This window comes from Enterobacter cloacae complex sp. S1, from assembly GCF_014930525.1.
In the GTDB taxonomy this organism is placed as follows: Bacteria; Pseudomonadota; Gammaproteobacteria; order Enterobacterales; family Enterobacteriaceae; genus Enterobacter; species Enterobacter hormaechei_C.
In genome coordinates this window covers 539,360-556,984 of record NZ_JADBRE010000004.1, presented here as the reverse complement: position 1 = coordinate 556,984, position 17,625 = coordinate 539,360, and the positions used below count along the sequence as shown (strand labels likewise).

At 60.3% G+C, this 17,625-nt stretch carries 19 protein-coding genes; 8 read left to right on the top strand and 11 right to left on the bottom strand.

Annotation, left to right across the window (positions count from 1 at the left end; translation table 11 throughout):
- Positions 1–35 precede the first annotated feature (35 nt).
- From hycI to hycA, 9 genes are all read right to left on the bottom strand, one after another.
- Positions 36–491 carry a hydrogenase maturation peptidase HycI gene (gene hycI / locus IM290_RS05135; protein WP_193042624.1) on the bottom strand — a complete coding sequence of 152 codons (456 nt, stop codon included), beginning with the start codon at positions 489–491 and terminating at the stop codon, positions 36–38.
- Positions 484–894, bottom strand: a complete 411-nt coding sequence (locus tag IM290_RS05130) for a formate hydrogenlyase maturation HycH family protein (RefSeq protein ID WP_193042623.1) — start codon at positions 892–894, stop codon at positions 484–486. Before IM290_RS05130 ends, hycI begins: the two co-directional genes overlap by 8 nt.
- Positions 891–1,658 carry an NADH-quinone oxidoreductase subunit B family protein gene (locus IM290_RS05125; protein WP_193042622.1) on the bottom strand — a complete coding sequence of 256 codons (768 nt, stop codon included), beginning with the start codon at positions 1,656–1,658 and terminating at the stop codon, positions 891–893. The genes IM290_RS05130 and IM290_RS05125 overlap by 4 nt, the downstream gene beginning before the upstream one ends.
- Entirely contained in the window at positions 1,658–2,200 is a 543-nt protein-coding gene (locus IM290_RS05120) for a formate hydrogenlyase complex iron-sulfur subunit (protein WP_033487580.1), read from the bottom strand. The genes IM290_RS05125 and IM290_RS05120 overlap by 1 nt, the downstream gene beginning before the upstream one ends.
- Positions 2,201–2,209: 9 nt before the next feature.
- The gene (gene hycE / locus IM290_RS05115) at positions 2,210–3,919 is read right to left on the bottom strand and encodes a formate hydrogenlyase subunit HycE (RefSeq protein WP_032660327.1); all 1,710 of its coding nucleotides are present in this window, start codon (positions 3,917–3,919) and stop codon (positions 2,210–2,212) included.
- Positions 3,920–3,934: 15 nt separating this feature from the next.
- Entirely contained in the window at positions 3,935–4,858 is a 924-nt protein-coding gene (locus tag IM290_RS05110; RefSeq protein ID WP_017382801.1) for a respiratory chain complex I subunit 1 family protein, read from the bottom strand.
- A gap of 1 nt (position 4,859) precedes the next feature.
- Complete coding sequence (gene hycC / locus IM290_RS05105) at positions 4,860–6,674, bottom strand: formate hydrogenlyase subunit 3 (RefSeq protein WP_193042621.1); 1,815 nt, start codon at positions 6,672–6,674, stop codon at positions 4,860–4,862.
- Positions 6,671–7,279, bottom strand: coding sequence for a 4Fe-4S dicluster domain-containing protein (locus IM290_RS05100; RefSeq protein WP_017382803.1), 609 nt, complete (start codon positions 7,277–7,279; stop codon positions 6,671–6,673). The genes hycC and IM290_RS05100 overlap by 4 nt, the downstream gene beginning before the upstream one ends.
- 73 nt (positions 7,280–7,352) lie before the next feature.
- Entirely contained in the window at positions 7,353–7,817 is a 465-nt protein-coding gene (gene hycA, locus IM290_RS05095) for a formate hydrogenlyase regulator HycA (RefSeq protein ID WP_017382804.1), read from the bottom strand.
- Positions 7,818–8,027: 210 nt separating this feature from the next.
- On the opposite strand from hycA, the gene hypA reads away from it, so the two are divergent.
- The 6 genes from hypA to flhA all read left to right on the top strand — a co-directional run bounded on the left by hypA (position 8,028) and on the right by flhA (position 13,775).
- Complete coding sequence (hypA, locus tag IM290_RS05090) at positions 8,028–8,378, top strand: hydrogenase maturation nickel metallochaperone HypA (RefSeq protein ID WP_017692771.1); 351 nt, start codon at positions 8,028–8,030, stop codon at positions 8,376–8,378.
- Between the two features lie 3 nt (positions 8,379–8,381).
- Positions 8,382–9,245, top strand: coding sequence for a hydrogenase nickel incorporation protein HypB (gene hypB / locus IM290_RS05085; RefSeq protein ID WP_032671926.1), 864 nt, complete (start codon positions 8,382–8,384; stop codon positions 9,243–9,245).
- Positions 9,236–9,508, top strand: coding sequence for a HypC/HybG/HupF family hydrogenase formation chaperone (locus IM290_RS05080; protein WP_045141992.1), 273 nt, complete (start codon positions 9,236–9,238; stop codon positions 9,506–9,508). Before hypB ends, IM290_RS05080 begins: the two co-directional genes overlap by 10 nt.
- 3 nt (positions 9,509–9,511) lie before the next feature.
- Complete coding sequence (gene hypD, locus IM290_RS05075) at positions 9,512–10,633, top strand: hydrogenase formation protein HypD (protein ID WP_193042620.1); 1,122 nt, start codon at positions 9,512–9,514, stop codon at positions 10,631–10,633.
- Complete coding sequence (gene hypE, locus IM290_RS05070) at positions 10,630–11,640, top strand: hydrogenase expression/formation protein HypE (protein ID WP_193042619.1); 1,011 nt, start codon at positions 10,630–10,632, stop codon at positions 11,638–11,640. Before hypD ends, hypE begins: the two co-directional genes overlap by 4 nt.
- Before the next feature lie 62 nt (positions 11,641–11,702).
- Positions 11,703–13,775: a formate hydrogenlyase transcriptional activator FlhA gene (gene flhA, locus IM290_RS05065; RefSeq protein WP_032669319.1), complete on the top strand. Its 2,073-nt coding sequence runs from the start codon at positions 11,703–11,705 to the stop codon at positions 13,773–13,775.
- Positions 13,776–13,836: 61 nt separating this feature from the next.
- Here the strand turns inward: flhA and IM290_RS05060 are convergent, their stop codons facing one another.
- On the bottom strand, positions 13,837–14,181 hold the full coding sequence (locus tag IM290_RS05060; protein ID WP_180243189.1) for a nitrous oxide-stimulated promoter family protein: 345 nt from the start codon (positions 14,179–14,181) through the stop codon (positions 13,837–13,839).
- A 175-nt stretch (positions 14,182–14,356) separates the two neighbouring features.
- Here IM290_RS05060 and IM290_RS05055 point away from each other — a divergent pair, with 175 nt between their 5' ends.
- Both IM290_RS05055 and mutS read left to right on the top strand, forming a co-directional pair.
- A complete protein-coding gene (locus IM290_RS05055) occupies positions 14,357–14,587 on the top strand; it encodes a SymE family type I addiction module toxin (protein WP_017692767.1) in 231 nt (76 codons plus the stop codon).
- A 113-nt stretch (positions 14,588–14,700) separates the two neighbouring features.
- Positions 14,701–17,262, top strand: a complete 2,562-nt coding sequence (gene mutS, locus IM290_RS05050) for a DNA mismatch repair protein MutS (RefSeq protein WP_193042618.1) — start codon at positions 14,701–14,703, stop codon at positions 17,260–17,262.
- Between the two features lie 139 nt (positions 17,263–17,401).
- Here mutS and IM290_RS05045 read toward each other — a convergent pair whose 3' ends face one another.
- Positions 17,402–17,623, bottom strand: coding sequence for a non-oxidative hydroxyarylic acid decarboxylases subunit D (locus IM290_RS05045; RefSeq protein WP_193042617.1), 222 nt, complete (start codon positions 17,621–17,623; stop codon positions 17,402–17,404).
- Positions 17,624–17,625: the final 2 nt, after the last annotated feature.

Genomic DNA, 17,625 nt, shown 5'->3' with positions numbered 1-17,625 from the left:
AGGCCGGGTAAGGCGAAGCGGCCACCCGGCACTGCTCAGAGCTGAGAAAATCCCCCATCCCCAACCCACCCTGCAAGCCGTGAATACACCACGTCCACCGCCTCTTTCACCGGCGGCGTCATCGGGTAATAGAACCCGACAATGTCCGGCTGAATCCCCAAAAACAGCACCTCGCCCACGTCGTCTTTAATCTGATCGACCAGGTAGTTCAGCGGCATATTGTGCGTCGTCATCATAAACATTTCGGCGATGTCGTCCGGGTCAATCATACGGATCTCGCCGGGGTTGAGCCCCATATCGGTGGCATCGACGATTAACAGCCTTTCCGGGCGCAGCTCGCGAATGGCGACCACGTCGTTTTCCGGCGCGCTGCCGCCGTCAATCACCACCCAGCTGCCCGGCGGGTTTGCGGCGCACAGTTCCGCCAGCAGCGGACCCGCGCCGTCGTCGCCCATCATGCTGTTGCCGACACACAGTAAAACGTCAGTCACGTAATCTCCTCACCATCAGGTAGATGGCGCTCTCCTGATGAATATCGTGCAGCATGCTAAGCAGCGTTTTGCTCCACGCCTGCTGCGCCGGGGTTTGTACGCTCAGCGCCGCGTCAAAGGCGTTAGCGAGCATCGTGATGTGGTTGGCGTCGATAACGATCTCGCCGTACTTCGGCACGCCCTCCATTTTGCGCCGCGCCGTACTGCCCTCCTCCAGCGTGGCGATCCACGCCAGGTACTCGGGCCACGGGCAGCTCAGCGCCGCCTCCAGGCAGTCGATCACCCCGAGGTGGTGCCCAATCGCCAGACTGTAATAGACCACCTGCTGCGCCGCATCCGGCGTGGCGTCGTTCTCATCAATAAACTTACGGCTCAGCTGGCTGAACACCACCGTTTCACTCATCGGATACGCGCCTCATCGACGATGCTGTTCAGGTTCGCCACGATCTCATTGAGGCGCGCATCGTTCTCGGCCTCCAGCCAGCGCGCCACCTGATGGTCGCCCTGGCTCAGCAGGCGCAGATAATCGTCGGCAATCTGGCGGCCATAGCGATAGCCCGCCAGTTTCCGCGCCTTGCGGTCAACCTTCACCCGCAGCGGCTGCACCATATCCGGGTGCAGAATGGCGGCAGGCTGGTTGTCCAGCTCGCCCGGCTCGCGGGCGTGGATTTTTTGCTCCAGCAGGCCGAGCGCCATGGCAAAACCGTACAGCGTGGCGGCGGGCGTTGGCGGGCAGCCTGGAATGTAGACGTCCACCGGCACGATTTTGTCGGTGCCGCCCCAGACGCAGTACAGGTCGTGGAAGATGCCGCCGCTGTTGCCGCAGGCACCGTACGAGATGCAGATTTTCGGGTCCGGCGCGGACTGCCAGGCGCGCAGCGCGGGGGATCGCATGGCGCGGGTGACGGCCCCGGTAAACAGCAGAATGTCCGCATGGCGCGGAGACGGCACCACTTTGATGCCGAAGCGCTCGGCGTCAAACAGCGGTGACAGCGTGGCGAAGATCTCAATCTCGCAGCCGTTGCAGCCGCCGCAGTCCACGCGGTAGACGTAGGCCGAGCGTTTGATTTTTTTCAGCAGCGACGCCTTCATGCTGGCGATGGATTCGTCCACCGTCATCGGCACCGGAATGCCGTTAGCGTCGCGCGGGCCGAGTAAGTTTTCCATCAGCTGGCCTCTCTCATATGGCGGGTTAAATCGATGCGGTCAGACGGCAGCAGGCATTTCTGACGCTTGCACTCCGGGCAGGTTTCGAAGTTTTCGCGGTGATGCTCCGCGCGGACGTCGCCGTTGTGCTTCAGCAGCGCGATGGCGTAGTCGATCTCTTTTTGCACGGCGAACGGACGCTTGCAGACGCGGCAGTTGCACAGCGCAAAGCGCGACTGCTGGAGGAAGTCCTCTTTTTTCCACACCGCCAGCTCGTACTCCTGAGACAGGCGAATGGCCACCGTCGGGCAGACCTCCTCGCAGCGGCCGCAGAAGATGCAGCGCCCGAGGTTAAACTGCCAGGCCAGCTCGCCGGTTTTCAGGTCCGTTTCCACCGTTAAGGCATTCGACGGGCAGGCGTTGACGCAGGCCGCGCAGCCGATGCACTGCTGCGGGTTGTGCTCCGGCTTGCCGCGAAAGTTTTTATCCACCGGGATCGGCTCCAGCGGATAACTGCTGGTCTGCGCGCCGGTTTTGATCACTTTTTTGATGAAGGTAAACATGGCGAATCCTTATTTCAGCGGCGAGTTCTTACGCTCGATGCTGTAGCGCTCAAGCTCTTTGTACGGCACCACCTGGCTTTTCTTCTTGCGCACGTCCACGACGGTCATGCGGTCGGTGCAGGAGTAGCACGGGTCGAGGCTGCCGATGATCAGCGGCGCGTCAGAGACCGTATTGCCGCGCAGCATGTAGCGCAGGGTTGGCCAGTTGGCGTAGGTCGCCGCGCGGCAGCGCCAGCGGTAGAGCTTCTGGTTGTCGCCGGTCATGCTCCAGTGGATGTCGTCCCCGCGCGGCGCTTCGGCAAAGCCGAGGGCAAAGCGGTTTGGAATGTAGGTGAAGCCTTCCACCATCAGCGGGCCGCCCGGCAGATTATCGAGGCCGTAGTCGATCATGTTCAGCGCGGTGAATACCTCGTTGATGCGCACCTTCAGACGGGAGATGACGTCGCAGCCCTGCTCGCTGTGCACGGTCATCGGCAGCAGGCCGTAGCCGACGAACGGGTGATCGGCGCGGGTATCGCGGGCGTGGCCGCTGGCGCGCACCATCGGACCAACGTTACTGAAGTCGCGGGCGATTTCCGGGTCAAGACGACCAATCCCGACGGTGCGCTGCTCAATGTTTGGCGTGCTGAGCAGCATGTCCACCAGCTCCTGCACGTCCCGCCGCATCTGCTGCGCCAGCTGGCGGGTCTGGATCATGTCGTCTTTCAGCAGGTCGCGGCGGATCCCGCCGATCAGGTTCAGGCCGTAGGTTTTACGCGCCCCGGTAAGGATCTCCGCCATCTTCATCGACGCCTCGCGCACGCGGAAGAACTGCATAAACCCGGAGTCAAAGCCGACGAAGTGGCAGGCCAGGCCGAGGTTGAGCAGGTGCGAGTGCAGGCGCTCCACCTCCAGCAGAATGGCGCGGATCATCTGCGCGCGTTCCGGCACCACGATCCCCATGCCGTTTTCCACCGAGGTGGTGTAGGCGGTGCTGTGGGCAAAGCCGCAGATGCCGCACACGCGGTCAGAGAGGAACGTGACTTCGTTGTAGCCCATGCGGGTCTCCGCCAGCTTCTCCATGCCGCGGTGGACGTAGAACAGGCGGTAGTCGGCGTCGATAATGTTCTCGCCGTCGACGAACAGGCGGAAGTGGCCCGGTTCGTCGGAGGTAACGTGCAGCGGGCCAATCGGCACCACGTTATTCTTCTTGCTGCCCAGCTCGTTGATGAACTCGTAGGTTTCGCTGTCGGTGGTCGGGGCCGGGCGCTGACGGTAGTCCATGCTGTCCTTGCGCAGCGGATAGAGTTCATCCGGCCAGTCGTCCGGCAGCACCAGGCGACGCTCGTCAGGCAGGCCAACCGGCACCAGACCATACATGTCGCGCACTTCGCGCTCGCCCCAGACGGCGGCAGGCACGCGCGGCGTGACGGAGGGGTATTCCGGCTTGTTCGGGTCGACTTCGACGCGCACGGTGAGCCAGCACTTCTCCCCCTGCTCCATCGACATCACGTAGTACACCGCATAGTTGCCACACAGCTGACGCTCGTCGTTGCCGAACAGCACTGACAGCCAGCCGCCCTGCTGGTAATAGAGAAACTCCACCACTTCCGGCAGATAGTTCACCTTAATGGTGACGGTGATCTGGTCTTTGGTTTGCCAGGACTCCTCCAGCACCACGCCCGGGAAAGCCTGATGCAACGCGGCGAGATACTGCTGACCTTTCTTTTCTTCAGACATAAACACTCTCTTTAATCACGCCACCAGCAAGGAGACGAACGCTAAAAATGCAAAACCAAAACCGGCCCAGGTGATGCGTGACGTTTCGACAAAACGCAGGCGCGCCATGCTGTTTTCAAACAGGGCAATCACCAGCACGCCGATAAGCAGCTTGAGCACAGCCACCACCACGGCCAGCAGCAGGCCGCCCGCAGAGAAGTGCGTCATCTGCCCCCACGGGAAGAAAACGCCGACGAACATCTGCAACACCACCAGCTGCTTGAGGCTGATGCCCCACTTCAGCACCGCAAAGCCGTAGCCGCTGTATTCGGTGAGCGGCCCCTCCTGTAATTCCTGCTCCGCTTCCGCGAGATCGAACGGCAACTTGCCCATCTCGATAAAGGTGGCGAACGCGCAGGCGCAGAGCGCCAGCACCAGCGGGAGAGAACGTGAAACCGGCCAGTGGTAAACGGTGTCGGTGATAAAACTGATATGGGTCGAGCCTGCAACCTGTGCGGCAACCCACAGCCCCAGCAGCAGAATTGGCTCAACCAGCACGCCGAGCATCGCTTCGCGGCTGGCGCCGATACCCGTAAACGGGCTGCCGGTATCCAGACCCGCAATCGCAAAGAAGAAACGCGCGATGGCGAAGAGGTAGATCAGCGTAATCAGATCGCCCAGCACCGGCAGCGGCGAGCCCACCGTCACCACCGGCAGCGCGGTGGCGATGGTCAGCATCACGCCCACCATCACAAACGGCGTCAGGCGGAACACCCAGCCTGCGGCGTCCGGCGCGACGCTCTGACGGGAAAGCAGTTTGAAGAGATCGCGGTACTCCTGGAGCACGCCAGGTCCACGACGGTTGTGCAGCCGGGCGCGCGCCACGCGCGTGATGCCCGACAGCAGCGGCGCGGCGGCGAACAGCACCAGCGCCTGAAGAATTGCCAGTAACAGACTCATGTCAGGCTCCTCGTGAAATGACAATCACCACCAGCACCGCCAGCTCGATCAGCGCCAGGCGGCGGAACAGCACGGGCACGGCGGCACCCTGCCAGCCCGGCACCCAGCCCACCGGGTTCAGCCAGTGGCGCAGCTTCAGCACGGCGGCGAAGTTCTCCTTCACCGGCATGGCGAAACCGTGGGCGGTGATGACCATCGACTGCTCGTGTTCGTAGCCGCAGGCCCACGCCGCGCCGCGCGAGCGGGAGGCGAGACGGTCGCGTCTGAAGAACAGCATCAGCACGAACGGCAGGAGCGGCGCGGCAATCAGCAGCAGCGCCATCATCGGCTGGGAAACGACGGTATGCGCCGTGACCAGCGGCAGCGGAATGGCGTGGCCCAGCAGCGGCAGCAGCCACGGCGCGGCGACGCCGCCCGCGATGCAGCACAGCGCCAGTGCGACCACGCTTACGCCCATCAGTAGCGGTGCGCAGCAGGCGTTCTCAGCCTCACGCGTACGCGGTGCGCCCAGGAAGGTGACGCCGTAAACCTTCGCCATACACATCACCGCCAGCGCGCCGGTGATCGCCAGGCCCACCGCCAACAGCGGGCCGAGTAAACGCCCGATAAACGCCTCGCTCTGGCCGAGGGCGAAGAAGGACTGATAAATCACCCACTCGCCGGCAAAGCCGTTCAGCGGCGGCAGCGCAGCCATCGCCATCAGCCCGACCAGCATCGCCAGCGAAATGACGGGCATTTTTTTGCCAATCCCGCCGAGCTTTTCAATATCGCGGTGCCCGGTGCGGAACCAGACGCTGCCCGCACCGAGGAACAGGGTGCTTTTAAACAGACTGTGGTTGATAAGGTGATACAGACCGCCAATAAACCCGGCGGCAATCAGCGCCGGCTGGTTGAGCGCCAGCCCGGTGACGCCCGCGCCCATGCCGAGCAGGATAATCCCGATGTTCTCCAGGGTGTGGTACGCCAGCAGACGCTGGATGTTGTGCTCCATCAGCGCGTACAGCCCGCCGACGAACGCAGTGATCATCCCCGCAATCAGCAGCGCCACGCCCCACCACAGCGGCGGCTGACCGCCCGTCAGGGTTATCATCAGGATGCCGAACAGACCGACCTTCATCACCACGGTGGAGAACAGCGCAGCGGCCGGGGCTGAGGCATTGGCATGCGCCTGCGGCACCCAGCCGTGCAGCGGGATTATCCCGGCCAGCAGGCCAAAACCGACTACGCCCAACAGCCAGACGTCGTTGCCCAGCGGCTGGCCGTTAAGCACGGCAAAATCAAGGGTGCCGAAACGCTGCCACACCAGCCAGCAGGCCAGCGCCAGCAGCAGCGTACCGAGACGTCCGAGCGCAAACCACAGCTTGCCGGAGGCGCTGCATCCGGTCAGGAACACGCCGCACAGGGCCATGATTTCTGCCATCACCACCAGCGCGCCGAGGTTGCTGGCGATAACGGTACAGACCGCGGCGGCCATCAACAGGTTAACCAGCAGGCCGTTGGCTTTGGTGTGCTGATGTCGGTGCCAGTCGATATTAAACAGGCTGATAAACAGCCCGCACAGGCCAAAGGTTATTAGCCAGATGGCGTTCAGCGGCGTAAGCTCAACGGCGTGGTGAATCAGCGGGATGAGGGTGTCAACAGACTGGCCGTCGATCAGGACAACCCCGCCCGCCGCCAGCGTCATCAGGCTGCCGACCGCCCCGCCGATACCGGCGATCACCCCGCTCAGCGTTTTATGGAAGGAGAGAAGCAGCGCCAGGACAGCGGCGACGGCAAACCAGGCCACACCGCTGGTCATCATAACTATCGCGTTCATTTCGCCCCCTCGTTAAGCGCCCGCAGCAGCGAAAGATCGCCGACGTCGGTATTGATGGTCAGCTCGCGCTTGCGTTTGCTGGTGCGAGCGATGTCGCGGATGTTGACCAGGACCAGCGCCCGGGTCGGGCAGGTCCGCACGCAGGCCGGACCCTGCTCATCGAAGCTGCACAGATCGCACTTCACCGCAACGGCGCGAATGCCCGGCACCCAGTCCAGCAGCGTACTCACGCGTGCCGGAGCCGGTGGCGCAGGCGGCGCTTTCGCAGTATTAGCATTCGCCGGAATATGCAGCGGGCGGCTGCCTGAAAACTCAATGGCGCCGAACGGACAGGCGATGCCGCACAGCTTGCAGCTCACGCACAGGCTTTCGTTCAGCTGTACCGCGCCGTCAACGCGGGTGATGGCATTGACAGGACAGACGCCCGCGCACGGGGCGTCTTCACAGTGGTGACAGAGCTGCGGGGCAGACTCTTTCTCATTACGCATGACGCGCAGGCGCGGCATGGACTGTAGCCCGTGCAGGCGGTGCGTTTCCGAGCACGCCGCCTCACAGGTCCGACAGCCAATACAGACCGTCGAGTCAGCAATTACAAAACGGTTCACCGGGTCATCCTCTGGTGATGGTCATTTTTGACGAAAAAAAACTGTCTTATCGACACTTCTCGACACTCGTTTTTCAGGCCACGTTCGCGGAGGATTTTCCGTCGATCAGCTGTTTCAGGTTGACTGGCCTGTCATGCTCAACGGCGGCGTAGAGGCCGTTATAAACCGGCGCGATTTTCTCCAGATAGTGCTCCAGCACCTGCTGGCGATCGCGGTTGCTGACGTGACCGTCCACCATGCCGTCCGCCATCAGCTGCGCCCGGGCGATGCAGTGCCTGTCGCCCTCTTTCGTCTCGACGTAGTACTCAATCGTGTGGCTGTTGAAGGTCTCCGCCAGGGTGACGTAAATCGTAAAGTGACCGAACAGGACAAAACGCATATCCCCCTGCGCCGCACAGCTCATGGCGTGATGCAGATGGGCCTTCGACAGCGTGATCCCCTGGATCAGTGAATTGCAGTACAGGTGCCATTGCTCCTGGAGCTGCTGATGACGTTGTGCGATGTAATCCGCTTTTTCGCTAATTTCCCAAATAGTCATAAAAGGTATCCGGTTAATGGAGTTAGCGGCTGTTAAGCAGATTTCGTGCCAGTTTTTAATTTGTTGATTTAAATGGGTTTTAAAGAGATGCGCACTGTCACCGCCGCGGTGTCGACGTGTCATTTCGACAGCGTTGACATCGTCACGCCGTAACGCAAATCAAGCTGGCACCGTTATTGCATTGAAGGGGCAATTCATTAAGGAGGCGTCATGCACGAAATCACCCTCTGCCAGCGGGCACTGGAACTTATCGAACAGCAGGCAGTGCAAAACCACGCGAAACGCGTCACCGGCGTCTGGCTGAAGGTCGGGGCGTTTTCCTGCGTCGAGACCAGCGCCCTCACCTTCTGTTTTGAGCTGGTGTGCCGCGGCACGCTGGCGGAAGGCTGCGCGCTGCATATCGACGAGCAGCAGGCAGAGTGCTGGTGCGAGCAGTGTCAGCAGTACGTCACGCTGCTGTCATCGAAGGTACAGCGCTGTCCGCAGTGCCAGAGCAGCGGGCTGCGCATCGTGGCGGATGACGGTATGCAGATCCAACGCCTCGAAATCGAGAAGGAGTAATGTATGTGTAGTACCTGCGGTTGCGCTGAAGGCAACCTGTATATAGAAGGGGATGAACACCGTCCCCACTCCGCGTTTCGCTCCGCGCCCTTTTCTCCTGCCCCGCGTCCCGCGGCGGCCCTGACCGGCATCACCTTTGCCCCGCAGCGTTCCGACGCGGGCGACCTCCATTACGGCCACGGCGAAGCGGGTACGCACGCGCCGGGCATCAGCCAGCGCCAGATGCTGGAGGTGGAGATCAACGTGCTGGACAAGAATAACCAGCTCGCCGCCCGCAATCGCGCCCGCTTTGCCGCGCGCGAACAGCTGGTGCTGAACCTGGTCTCCAGCCCCGGCTCCGGTAAAACCACGCTGCTGACCGAAACCCTTAAACGTCTGAACGAACACGTCTCCTGCGCCGTAATCGAAGGCGACCAGCAAACGGTAAACGACGCCGCGCGCATCCGCGAAACCGGTACGCCTGCGATTCAGGTCAACACCGGGAAAGGGTGCCACCTGGACGCGCAGATGATTGCCGACGCCGCCCCGCGCCTGCCGCTGGCGGATAACGGTATCCTGTTTATTGAAAACGTCGGCAACCTGGTCTGCCCGGCAAGCTTCGACCTCGGCGAGCGGCATAAAGTGGCGGTGCTCTCGGTGACCGAAGGGGAAGACAAGCCGCTTAAATATCCGCATATGTTTGCCGCCGCCTCCCTCATGCTGCTGAACAAGGTCGACCTGCTGCCGTACCTGAATTTCGACGTGGATAAGTGCCTGGCTTACGCCCGGGAAGTGAACCCGGACATTGAGATCCTGCTGGTTTCCGCCACGCGCGGCGACGGGATGGACGCCTGGCTGAACTGGCTGGAGAACGAACGATGTGCATAGGCGTCCCCGGACAAATTCATTCCATCGACGGCAATCAGGCCAAAGTGGAGGTCTGCGGCATCCTGCGCGATGTCGACCTGACGCTGGTAGGCAGCCACGATGAGACCGGCGCAACGCGTCTCGGCCAGTGGGTGCTGGTCCACGTGGGTTTTGCCATGAGCGTGATTAATGAGGAAGAAGCCCGCGACACGCTGGACGCGCTACAGAATATGTTCGATGTCGAGCCGGACGTGGGCGCACTGTTGTATGGGGAGGAGCGATAACACATGCGTTACGTTGATGAATATCGCGCGCCTGAGCAGGTGTTGCAGCTTATCGATCGCCTGAAGACCCGCGCCTCGCTGCTGGACTACACGAAAGAAAAACCGCTGCGGATCATGGAGGTGTGCGGCGGACACACCCACGCCATCTTTAAATTTGGTCTCGACCAGCTGCTGCCGGAGAACATCGAGTTTATCCACGGCCCCGGCTGCCCGGTGTGCGTGCTGCCGATGGGGCGCATCGACAGCTGTCTCGACATCGCCAGCCGCCCCGGTGTGATTTTTTGCACCTTTGGCGACGCCATGCGTGTACCGGGAAAAAATGGCTCGCTGCTCCAGGCGAAGGCGCGCGGCGCAGACGTGCGGATCGTCTACTCACCGATGGATGCCCTGACGCTGGCGATGGCTAATCCTGAGCGTAAGGTCGTCTTTTTCGGGCTGGGTTTTGAAACCACCATGCCCGCCACCGCCATTACCCTCCAGCAGGCGAAAGCCCGCAACGTCACTAACTTTTATTTTTTCTGCCAGCACATCACGCTTATTCCCACGCTGCGCAGCCTGCTTGAAGCGCCGGATAACGGTATCGACGCGTTTCTGGCGCCGGGCCACGTCAGCATGGTGATCGGCACAGAAGCCTACGGTTTTATCGCTGAACAGTACAATCGTCCGTTAGTGGTGGCTGGTTTCGAGCCACTTGATCTACTGCAAGGCGTGACCATGCTGGTTGAGCAGAAAATAGCGGCCCTGAGTGCGGTGGAAAATCAGTATCGCCGCGTGGTGCCCGATGTGGGCAATGCGCTCGCGCAGCAGGCGATAGCCGACGTGTTTAGCGTCGAAGGCGACAGCGAGTGGCGCGGACTGGGGCTGATTGCCGAATCCGGCGTGCACCTGACGCCCACGTATCGCGCCTTCGACGCCGAAGCGCATTTCCGCCCGCAGCCGCAGCAGGTGTGCGACGATCCCCGCGCCCGCTGTGGCGACGTACTCACCGGCAAATGCAAACCTCATCACTGCCCGTTATTTGGCAACGCCTGTAACCCGCAAACCGCGTTTGGCGCGCTGATGGTCTCTTCCGAAGGGGCATGCGCCGCGTGGTATCACTATCGCAACCAGGAGTGTGAAGCATGAACACGGTGGAAATGGCGCACGGAAGCGGTGGACAGGCGATGCAGCAGTTGATTAACCGGCTGTTTATGGAAGCCTTTAATAACCCCTGGCTCGCCGAGCAGGAAGATCAGGCGCGTATTGACCTCGCGGCCCTGACCGCCCACGGTGACAGGCTGGCGTTCTCTACCGACAGCTACGTGATTGACCCGCTGTTCTTCCCGGGCGGCGATATCGGCAAGCTCGCCGTCTGCGGCACGGCAAACGACGTCGCCGTCAGCGGCGCGATCCCCCGCTACCTCTCCTGCGGGTTTATCCTCGAAGAAGGGTTACCAATGGAGACGCTCACGGCGGTGGTCAACAGCATGGCGCACACCGCCCGCGAGGCGGGGATCGCCATCGTCACCGGGGATACCAAGGTGGTGCAGCGCGGCGCGGCGGATAAGCTCTTCATCAACACCGCCGGGATGGGGGCGATCCCCGCCGACATTCACTGGGGCGCGCAGCAGCTTTGCGCAGGCGACGTGCTGATTGTCAGCGGCACGCTGGGCTGCCACGGGGCAACCATCCTGAACCTGCGTGAAGGCCTGGGGCTGGATGGCGAGCTGCGCAGTGACTGTGCGGTACTCACGCCGCTGATCCAGACGCTGCGCGACATGCCGGGCGTAAAAACCCTGCGCGACGCCACGCGAGGCGGCCTGAATGCCGTGGTACACGAATTTGCCGCAAGCAGCGGCTACGGGATTGAGCTGACCGAGCGCGGCCTGCCTGTAAAAGCTGCCGTGCGCGGGCTGTGCGAACTATTAGGACTAGACCCGCTTAACTTTGCCAACGAGGGCAAGCTGGTGATCGGCGTGGAACGCGCGGCGGCGGAAGCCGTACTTGCACAGCTGCGCGCGCATCCTTTAGGGAAAGACGCGGCCATCATCGGCGACGTGGTTGAGCGCAAAGGGGTGCGCCTGACCGGGCTTTACGGCGTGAAGCGCACGCTGGATCTGCCGCACGCTGAACCGTTACCCCGAATTTGCTAGACCGCGCCAAAAGCGGTCAGCGCTGAATTTCTCTTTTTGCCAGTTTCTATTGGAAAGCAACAATGCCGTATACACCGATGAGCGATCTTGGACAGCAGGGCCTGTTTGACATCACGCGCACACTTTTACAACAGCCCGATCTCGGCGCGCTGAGCGATGCCCTGACGCGGCTGGTCAGGCAATCAGCGCTGGCGGACAGCGCCGCCATTGTGCTCTGGCATAGCGCAACCCACCGCGCGAGCTATTTCTCAACGCGTGATAACGGCAAAATCTTCGAATATGAAGATGAAACGTTTCTGGCCCACGGCCCGGTGCGGCGCATTCTCTCCCGCCCGGAAGCGCTGCACTGCAATTTTGACCAGTTTCGCCAGGCCTGGCCGAAGCTGGCAGAGAGCAATCTTTACCACCCGTTCGGCCACTACAGCATGCTGCCGCTGGCGGTGGAAGGGCAAATTTTTGGCGGCTGCGAGTTTATCCGCGATACCGACCAGCCCTGGAGCGAGGCGGAGTACGAACGCCTGCACACCTTTACCCAGATTGTGGCCGTTGTCGCGGAGCAGATCCAAAGCCGCGTCACCAATAACGTGGACTACGACCTGCTGAGCCGCGAGCGCGATAACTTCCGCATTCTGGTTGCCATCACCAACGCCGTGCTCTCCCGCCTGGACATGGATGAGTTGGTCAGCGAAGTGTCAAAAGAGATCCATCACTATTTTAAAATCGATGCCATCAGCATTGCGCTACGCGGCAACCGGAAAGGCAAGCTGAATATCTACTCCACCCACTACCTTGATGAAGCCAACCCGGCGCACGAGCAGAGCGAAGTGGACGAAGCGGGAACGCTGTCCGAGCGGGTATTTAAAAGCAAAGAGATCCTGCTGCTCAATCTCAATGAACAGGATCCGGTAGCCCCCTACGAGCGGATGCTGTTCAACACCTGGGGCAACAAGATCCAGACCCTGTGCCTGCTGCCGCTGATGTCCGGCAACACCATGCTCGGCGTGCTTAAACTGGCGCAGTGCGATGAGGCCGTATTTACCACCGCCAACCTGAAGCTGCTGCGCCAGATCGCCGAGCGTATCTCCATTGCGCTGGATAACGCCCTCGCCTATCAGGAGATCCACCGCCTGAAGGAGCGGCTGGTGGACGAAAACCTGGCGCTGACCGAGCAGCTCAACAACGTGGACAGCGAGTTTGGCGAAATCATCGGACGCAGCGATGCCATGTACAGCGTCCTTAAGCAGGTGGAAATGGTGGCGCAGAGCGACAGCACGGTGCTGATCCTCGGTGAAACCGGCACCGGGAAAGAGCTGATTGCCCGGGCGATCCACAACCTGAGCAACCGCAACAGCCGCCGGATGGTGAAGATGAACTGCGCGGCGATGCCTGCGGGCTTACTGGAAAGCGACCTGTTCGGCCACGAGCGTGGCGCCTTTACCGGCGCCAGCAGCCAGCGGCTGGGCCGTTTTGAACTGGCGGATAAAAGCTCGTTGTTCCTCGACGAAGTGGGCGATATGCCGCTGGAGCTTCAGCCCAAGCTGCTGCGCGTTTTGCAGGAGCAGGAGTTCGAGCGCCTCGGCAGCAACAAGCTGATCCAGACCGACGTGCGTCTGATTGCCGCCACCAATCGCGATCTGAAAAAAATGGTCGCCGACCGCGAGTTTCGCAGCGATCTTTACTATCGCCTGAACGTCTTCCCGATCTGCCTGCCGCCGCTGCGCGAGCGCCCGGAAGATATTCCGCTGCTGGTGAAAGCCTTTACCGCGAAGATTGCCCGCCGGATGGGACGAAATATCGACAGTATTCCTGCCGAAACGCTACGCACACTCTCGGCGATGGAGTGGCCGGGGAACGTGCGCGAGCTGGAAAACGTCATTGAGCGCGCGGTCCTGCTGACGCGCGGGAACGTGCTCCAGCTCTCCCTGCCAGAGGTTACTCTCTCTGAAACGACCGTGACCGCAACCGAGCTTGCGAAAGAAGGAGAAGATGAATATCAGCTCATTATGCGAGTGCTGAAGGAGACCAACGGCGTGGTAGCCGGACCGAAAGGTGCGGCGCAACGGCTGGGGCTGAAGCGTACCACCCTGCTCTCGCGCATGAAGCGTCTGGGAATCGATAAAGAGAGCCTGAATTAACCCGTCATTCCGGCGACGTCGCCCTGCGCGTAATTTGTCGCCCACTGCGGCGCGGAGCCGGTTATTTTTTGGGCCGATACTTTTCGGGTAATTCCGGAACCGGACGGCGATCGTCGATCAGATGACGGATGGTCAGAATCGGATGGCGCCATAACATACGTGGCCCTGCCCAGCGCATCACCTGCTTCATCTCTTCCCGTCGGGCGGGCTGATAACAGTGCACAGGGCACTGTTTGCAGGCAGGTTTTTCCTCACCAAACACGCATTTATCCAGCCGCTTATCGGCATAAGCCTTGAGCGCTGAATAGTGCTCCTCTTCTTTTATGGCGTGCGGACACCTGTTTTCGTACAGGGCGATCATTCTGGCGATCGTCTTTTTTTCTCGTGAAATACGTTTACCGGACATAACGTCGTCCTCAACAATAAAGTGCATTTATAATACCATTTTATCCGCACATTTTCAGTCATTGCATTCCATTTTCTGAAGCGCCCTTCCAGAATTACCCCGTCCCCCGCTGCGTTTTACTGGTATTTTATACAGGCATAAATAACCACCTTTGACCGCATTCACCGGAGAGCTTATGCAAGAGATCGCGATCGCCAAACCCTATCGTCACTTGAAAGTGGGTTACTTCAGAAAACGTCATGAAGACCGTAAAACGAAAATTCCAAAACGCTACAGCGTACACGCAGCGCTGAGCCTGAAAGGCGACTGGCTTGAGCAAGCGGGATTTACCACCAACTCGCAGGTTCGGGTGGGCGTCGAGCACGGGAAAATCATCATTGAATTAATGGTGGAAGATGCCTCGTAAAGTCGTGACTTTTTTCTGCGCCGCACCTTTTTTTCATGCGACAATAGAAGGAACAATCGGCCATTGAGCCGCTCAAAGCGTAATATTTTCAAAGAAATGGATATCATAACTCCATGAGCACAATCGACAATTTCGACGCGCATACGCCAATGATGCAGCAGTACCTGAAGCTGAAGGCACAGCATCCGGAAATTTTGCTGTTTTACCGTATGGGCGATTTTTACGAGCTTTTTTATGACGATGCGAAACGTGCGTCTCAGCTGCTCGACATTTCCCTGACGAAACGTGGCGCGTCGGCAGGCGAGCCCATCCCGATGGCAGGTATCCCGCATCACGCGGTTGAAAACTATCTGGCGAAGCTGGTGAACCAGGGTGAGTCTGTCGCTATCTGCGAACAAATTGGCGACCCGGCCACGTCGAAAGGCCCCGTTGAGCGCAAGGTCGTACGCATCGTGACGCCGGGAACCATCAGCGATGAGGCCCTGCTTCAGGAGCGCCAGGATAACCTGCTGGCGGCGATCTGGCAGGACGGTAAAGGGTTTGGCTACGCCACGCTGGATATCAGCTCCGGTCGTTTTCGCCTGAGTGAACCGGCAGACCGTGAAACCATGGCGGCTGAACTACAGCGCACCAATCCGGCAGAACTGCTTTATGCAGAAGATTTCGCCGAGACGGCGCTGATTGAAGGTCGCCGCGGCCTGCGTCGTCGTCCACTGTGGGAGTTCGAAATTGATACCGCGCGCCAGCAGCTGAACCTGCAATTTGGCACGCGAGATTTGATTGGCTTTGGCGTAGAAAACGCCCCGCGCGGACTGTGTGCCGCAGGCTGCCTGTTGCAGTACGTTAAGGATACGCAGCGTACCGCCCTGCCCCATATCCGTTCCATTACCATGGAGCGTCAGCAGGACAGCATCATCATGGATGCCGCCACGCGCCGCAACCTGGAGATCACTCAGAACCTCGCTGGCGGCATGGAAAATACGCTGGCGTCGGTTCTCGACAGCACGGTTACCCCCATGGGCAGCCGTATGCTCAAACGCTGGCTGCATATGCCGATCCGCAATACCGACACGCTGATCGGTCGCCAACAAACCATTGCCGCATTGCAGGATCGTTACACCGACTTGCAGCCGGTGCTGCGTCAGGTGGGTGATCTTGAGCGTATCCTGGCGCGCCTGGCACTGCGAACCGCGCGTCCACGCGATCTCGCCCGTATGCGCCACGCGTTCCAGCAGTTGCCGGAACTGCGTGCTCAGTTGGGAGAGATCGACAGCGCGCCAGTGCAGAAGCTGCGCGAAACCATGGGCGAATTTACCGAGCTTCGCGAACTGCTGGAACGCGCCATCATTGATGCGCCGCCTGTTCTGGTGCGGGATGGCGGGGTTATTGCTCCGGGTTACAACGAAGAGCTGGACGAATGGCGTGCGCTGGCCGATGGCGCGACGGATTATCTGGATAAGCTGGAAATCCGCGAGCGTGAACGTCTGGGGCTCGACACCCTGAAAGTCGGCTACAACGCGGTACACGGTTACTATATCCAGATCAGCCGTGGGCAGAGCCACCTGGCACCGATTCACTACGTTCGCCGCCAGACGCTGAAAAATGCCGAGCGCTACATTATTCCCGAGCTGAAAGAGTACGAAGACAAAGTGCTCACGTCGAAAGGTAAAGCGCTGGCGCTGGAGAAACAGCTGTATGACGAGCTGTTCGACATCCTGATGCCGCACCTGGCTGACCTGCAACTGAGCGCCGCTGCGCTGGCCGAGCTGGATGTCCTGGTAAACCTGGCCGAGCGCGCCGATACGCTGAATTACACCTGTCCGACCTTTACTGACAAACCCGGCATTCGCATTACCGAAGGCCGCCACCCGGTGGTTGAGCAGGTGCTGAACGAACCGTTTATTGCCAACCCGTTGAACCTGTCACCGCAGCGAAGAATGCTGATCATTACCGGCCCCAACATGGGCGGTAAAAGCACCTATATGCGCCAGACAGCCCTTATCGCGCTGCTCGCCTACATCGGCAGCTACGTTCCGGCGCAGAAGGTTGAGATTGGCCCTATCGACCGTATCTTCACCCGTGTGGGTGCGGCGGACGATCTGGCGAGCGGTCGCTCTACCTTTATGGTCGAGATGACCGAAACCGCCAACATTCTGCATAACGCGACAGAGAACAGTCTGGTGTTGATGGACGAAGTAGGACGCGGTACCTCCACCTATGACGGCCTGTCCCTGGCCTGGGCGTGCGCGGAAAGTCTGGCAAATAAAATCAAGGCGCTGACGCTGTTCGCAACGCACTATTTCGAACTGACACAGCTGCCAGAGAAAATGGAAGGCGTGGCTAACGTCCACCTTGATGCGCTTGAGCACGGCGACACCATCGCCTTTATGCACACGGTGCAGGACGGCGCGGCAAGCAAGAGTTATGGCCTGGCCGTCGCGGCGCTGGCGGGCGTGCCAAAAGAGGTGATCAAGCGCGCGCGTCAGAAACTGCGTGAACTGGAAAGTTTGTCACCGAATGCGGCGGCGACGCAGATAGATGGTACGCAGATGTCACTGCTGGCGGTCCCGGAAGAGATCTCTCCGGCCGTGGAAGCGCTGGAAAATCTCGACCCGGATTCCCTGACGCCGCGACAGGCGCTGGAGTGGATTTATCGGTTGAAGAGTCTGGTTTAGTTCTCTGCGGTCTTTTGCCCGGTGGCGCTACGCTTACCGGGCCTACGGGTTTTGTAGGCCGGGTAAGGCGAAGCCGCCACCCGGCAAAAAAGACCGCACAATATTATCGCCCGGTAAGCGCAGCCGCCACCGGGCTTTTTTACAGCAGCGGCGGGATCGTCGGCACCTGCGGCGCCCCATCAATATCCTTCTGCGTCATGCGGAACGCTTCCGGGTAATGCTCGCGGCTGGTACGGCGCAGCGGTTCGGTATCGCGCCAGGTATACAGACAGTGCTGACACTGGTATACCGTCCAGACACCTTTCACCGGTGATGTTGCCATCACTTCAATATGTTCATCGGCACAACGTGGACAAATCATTT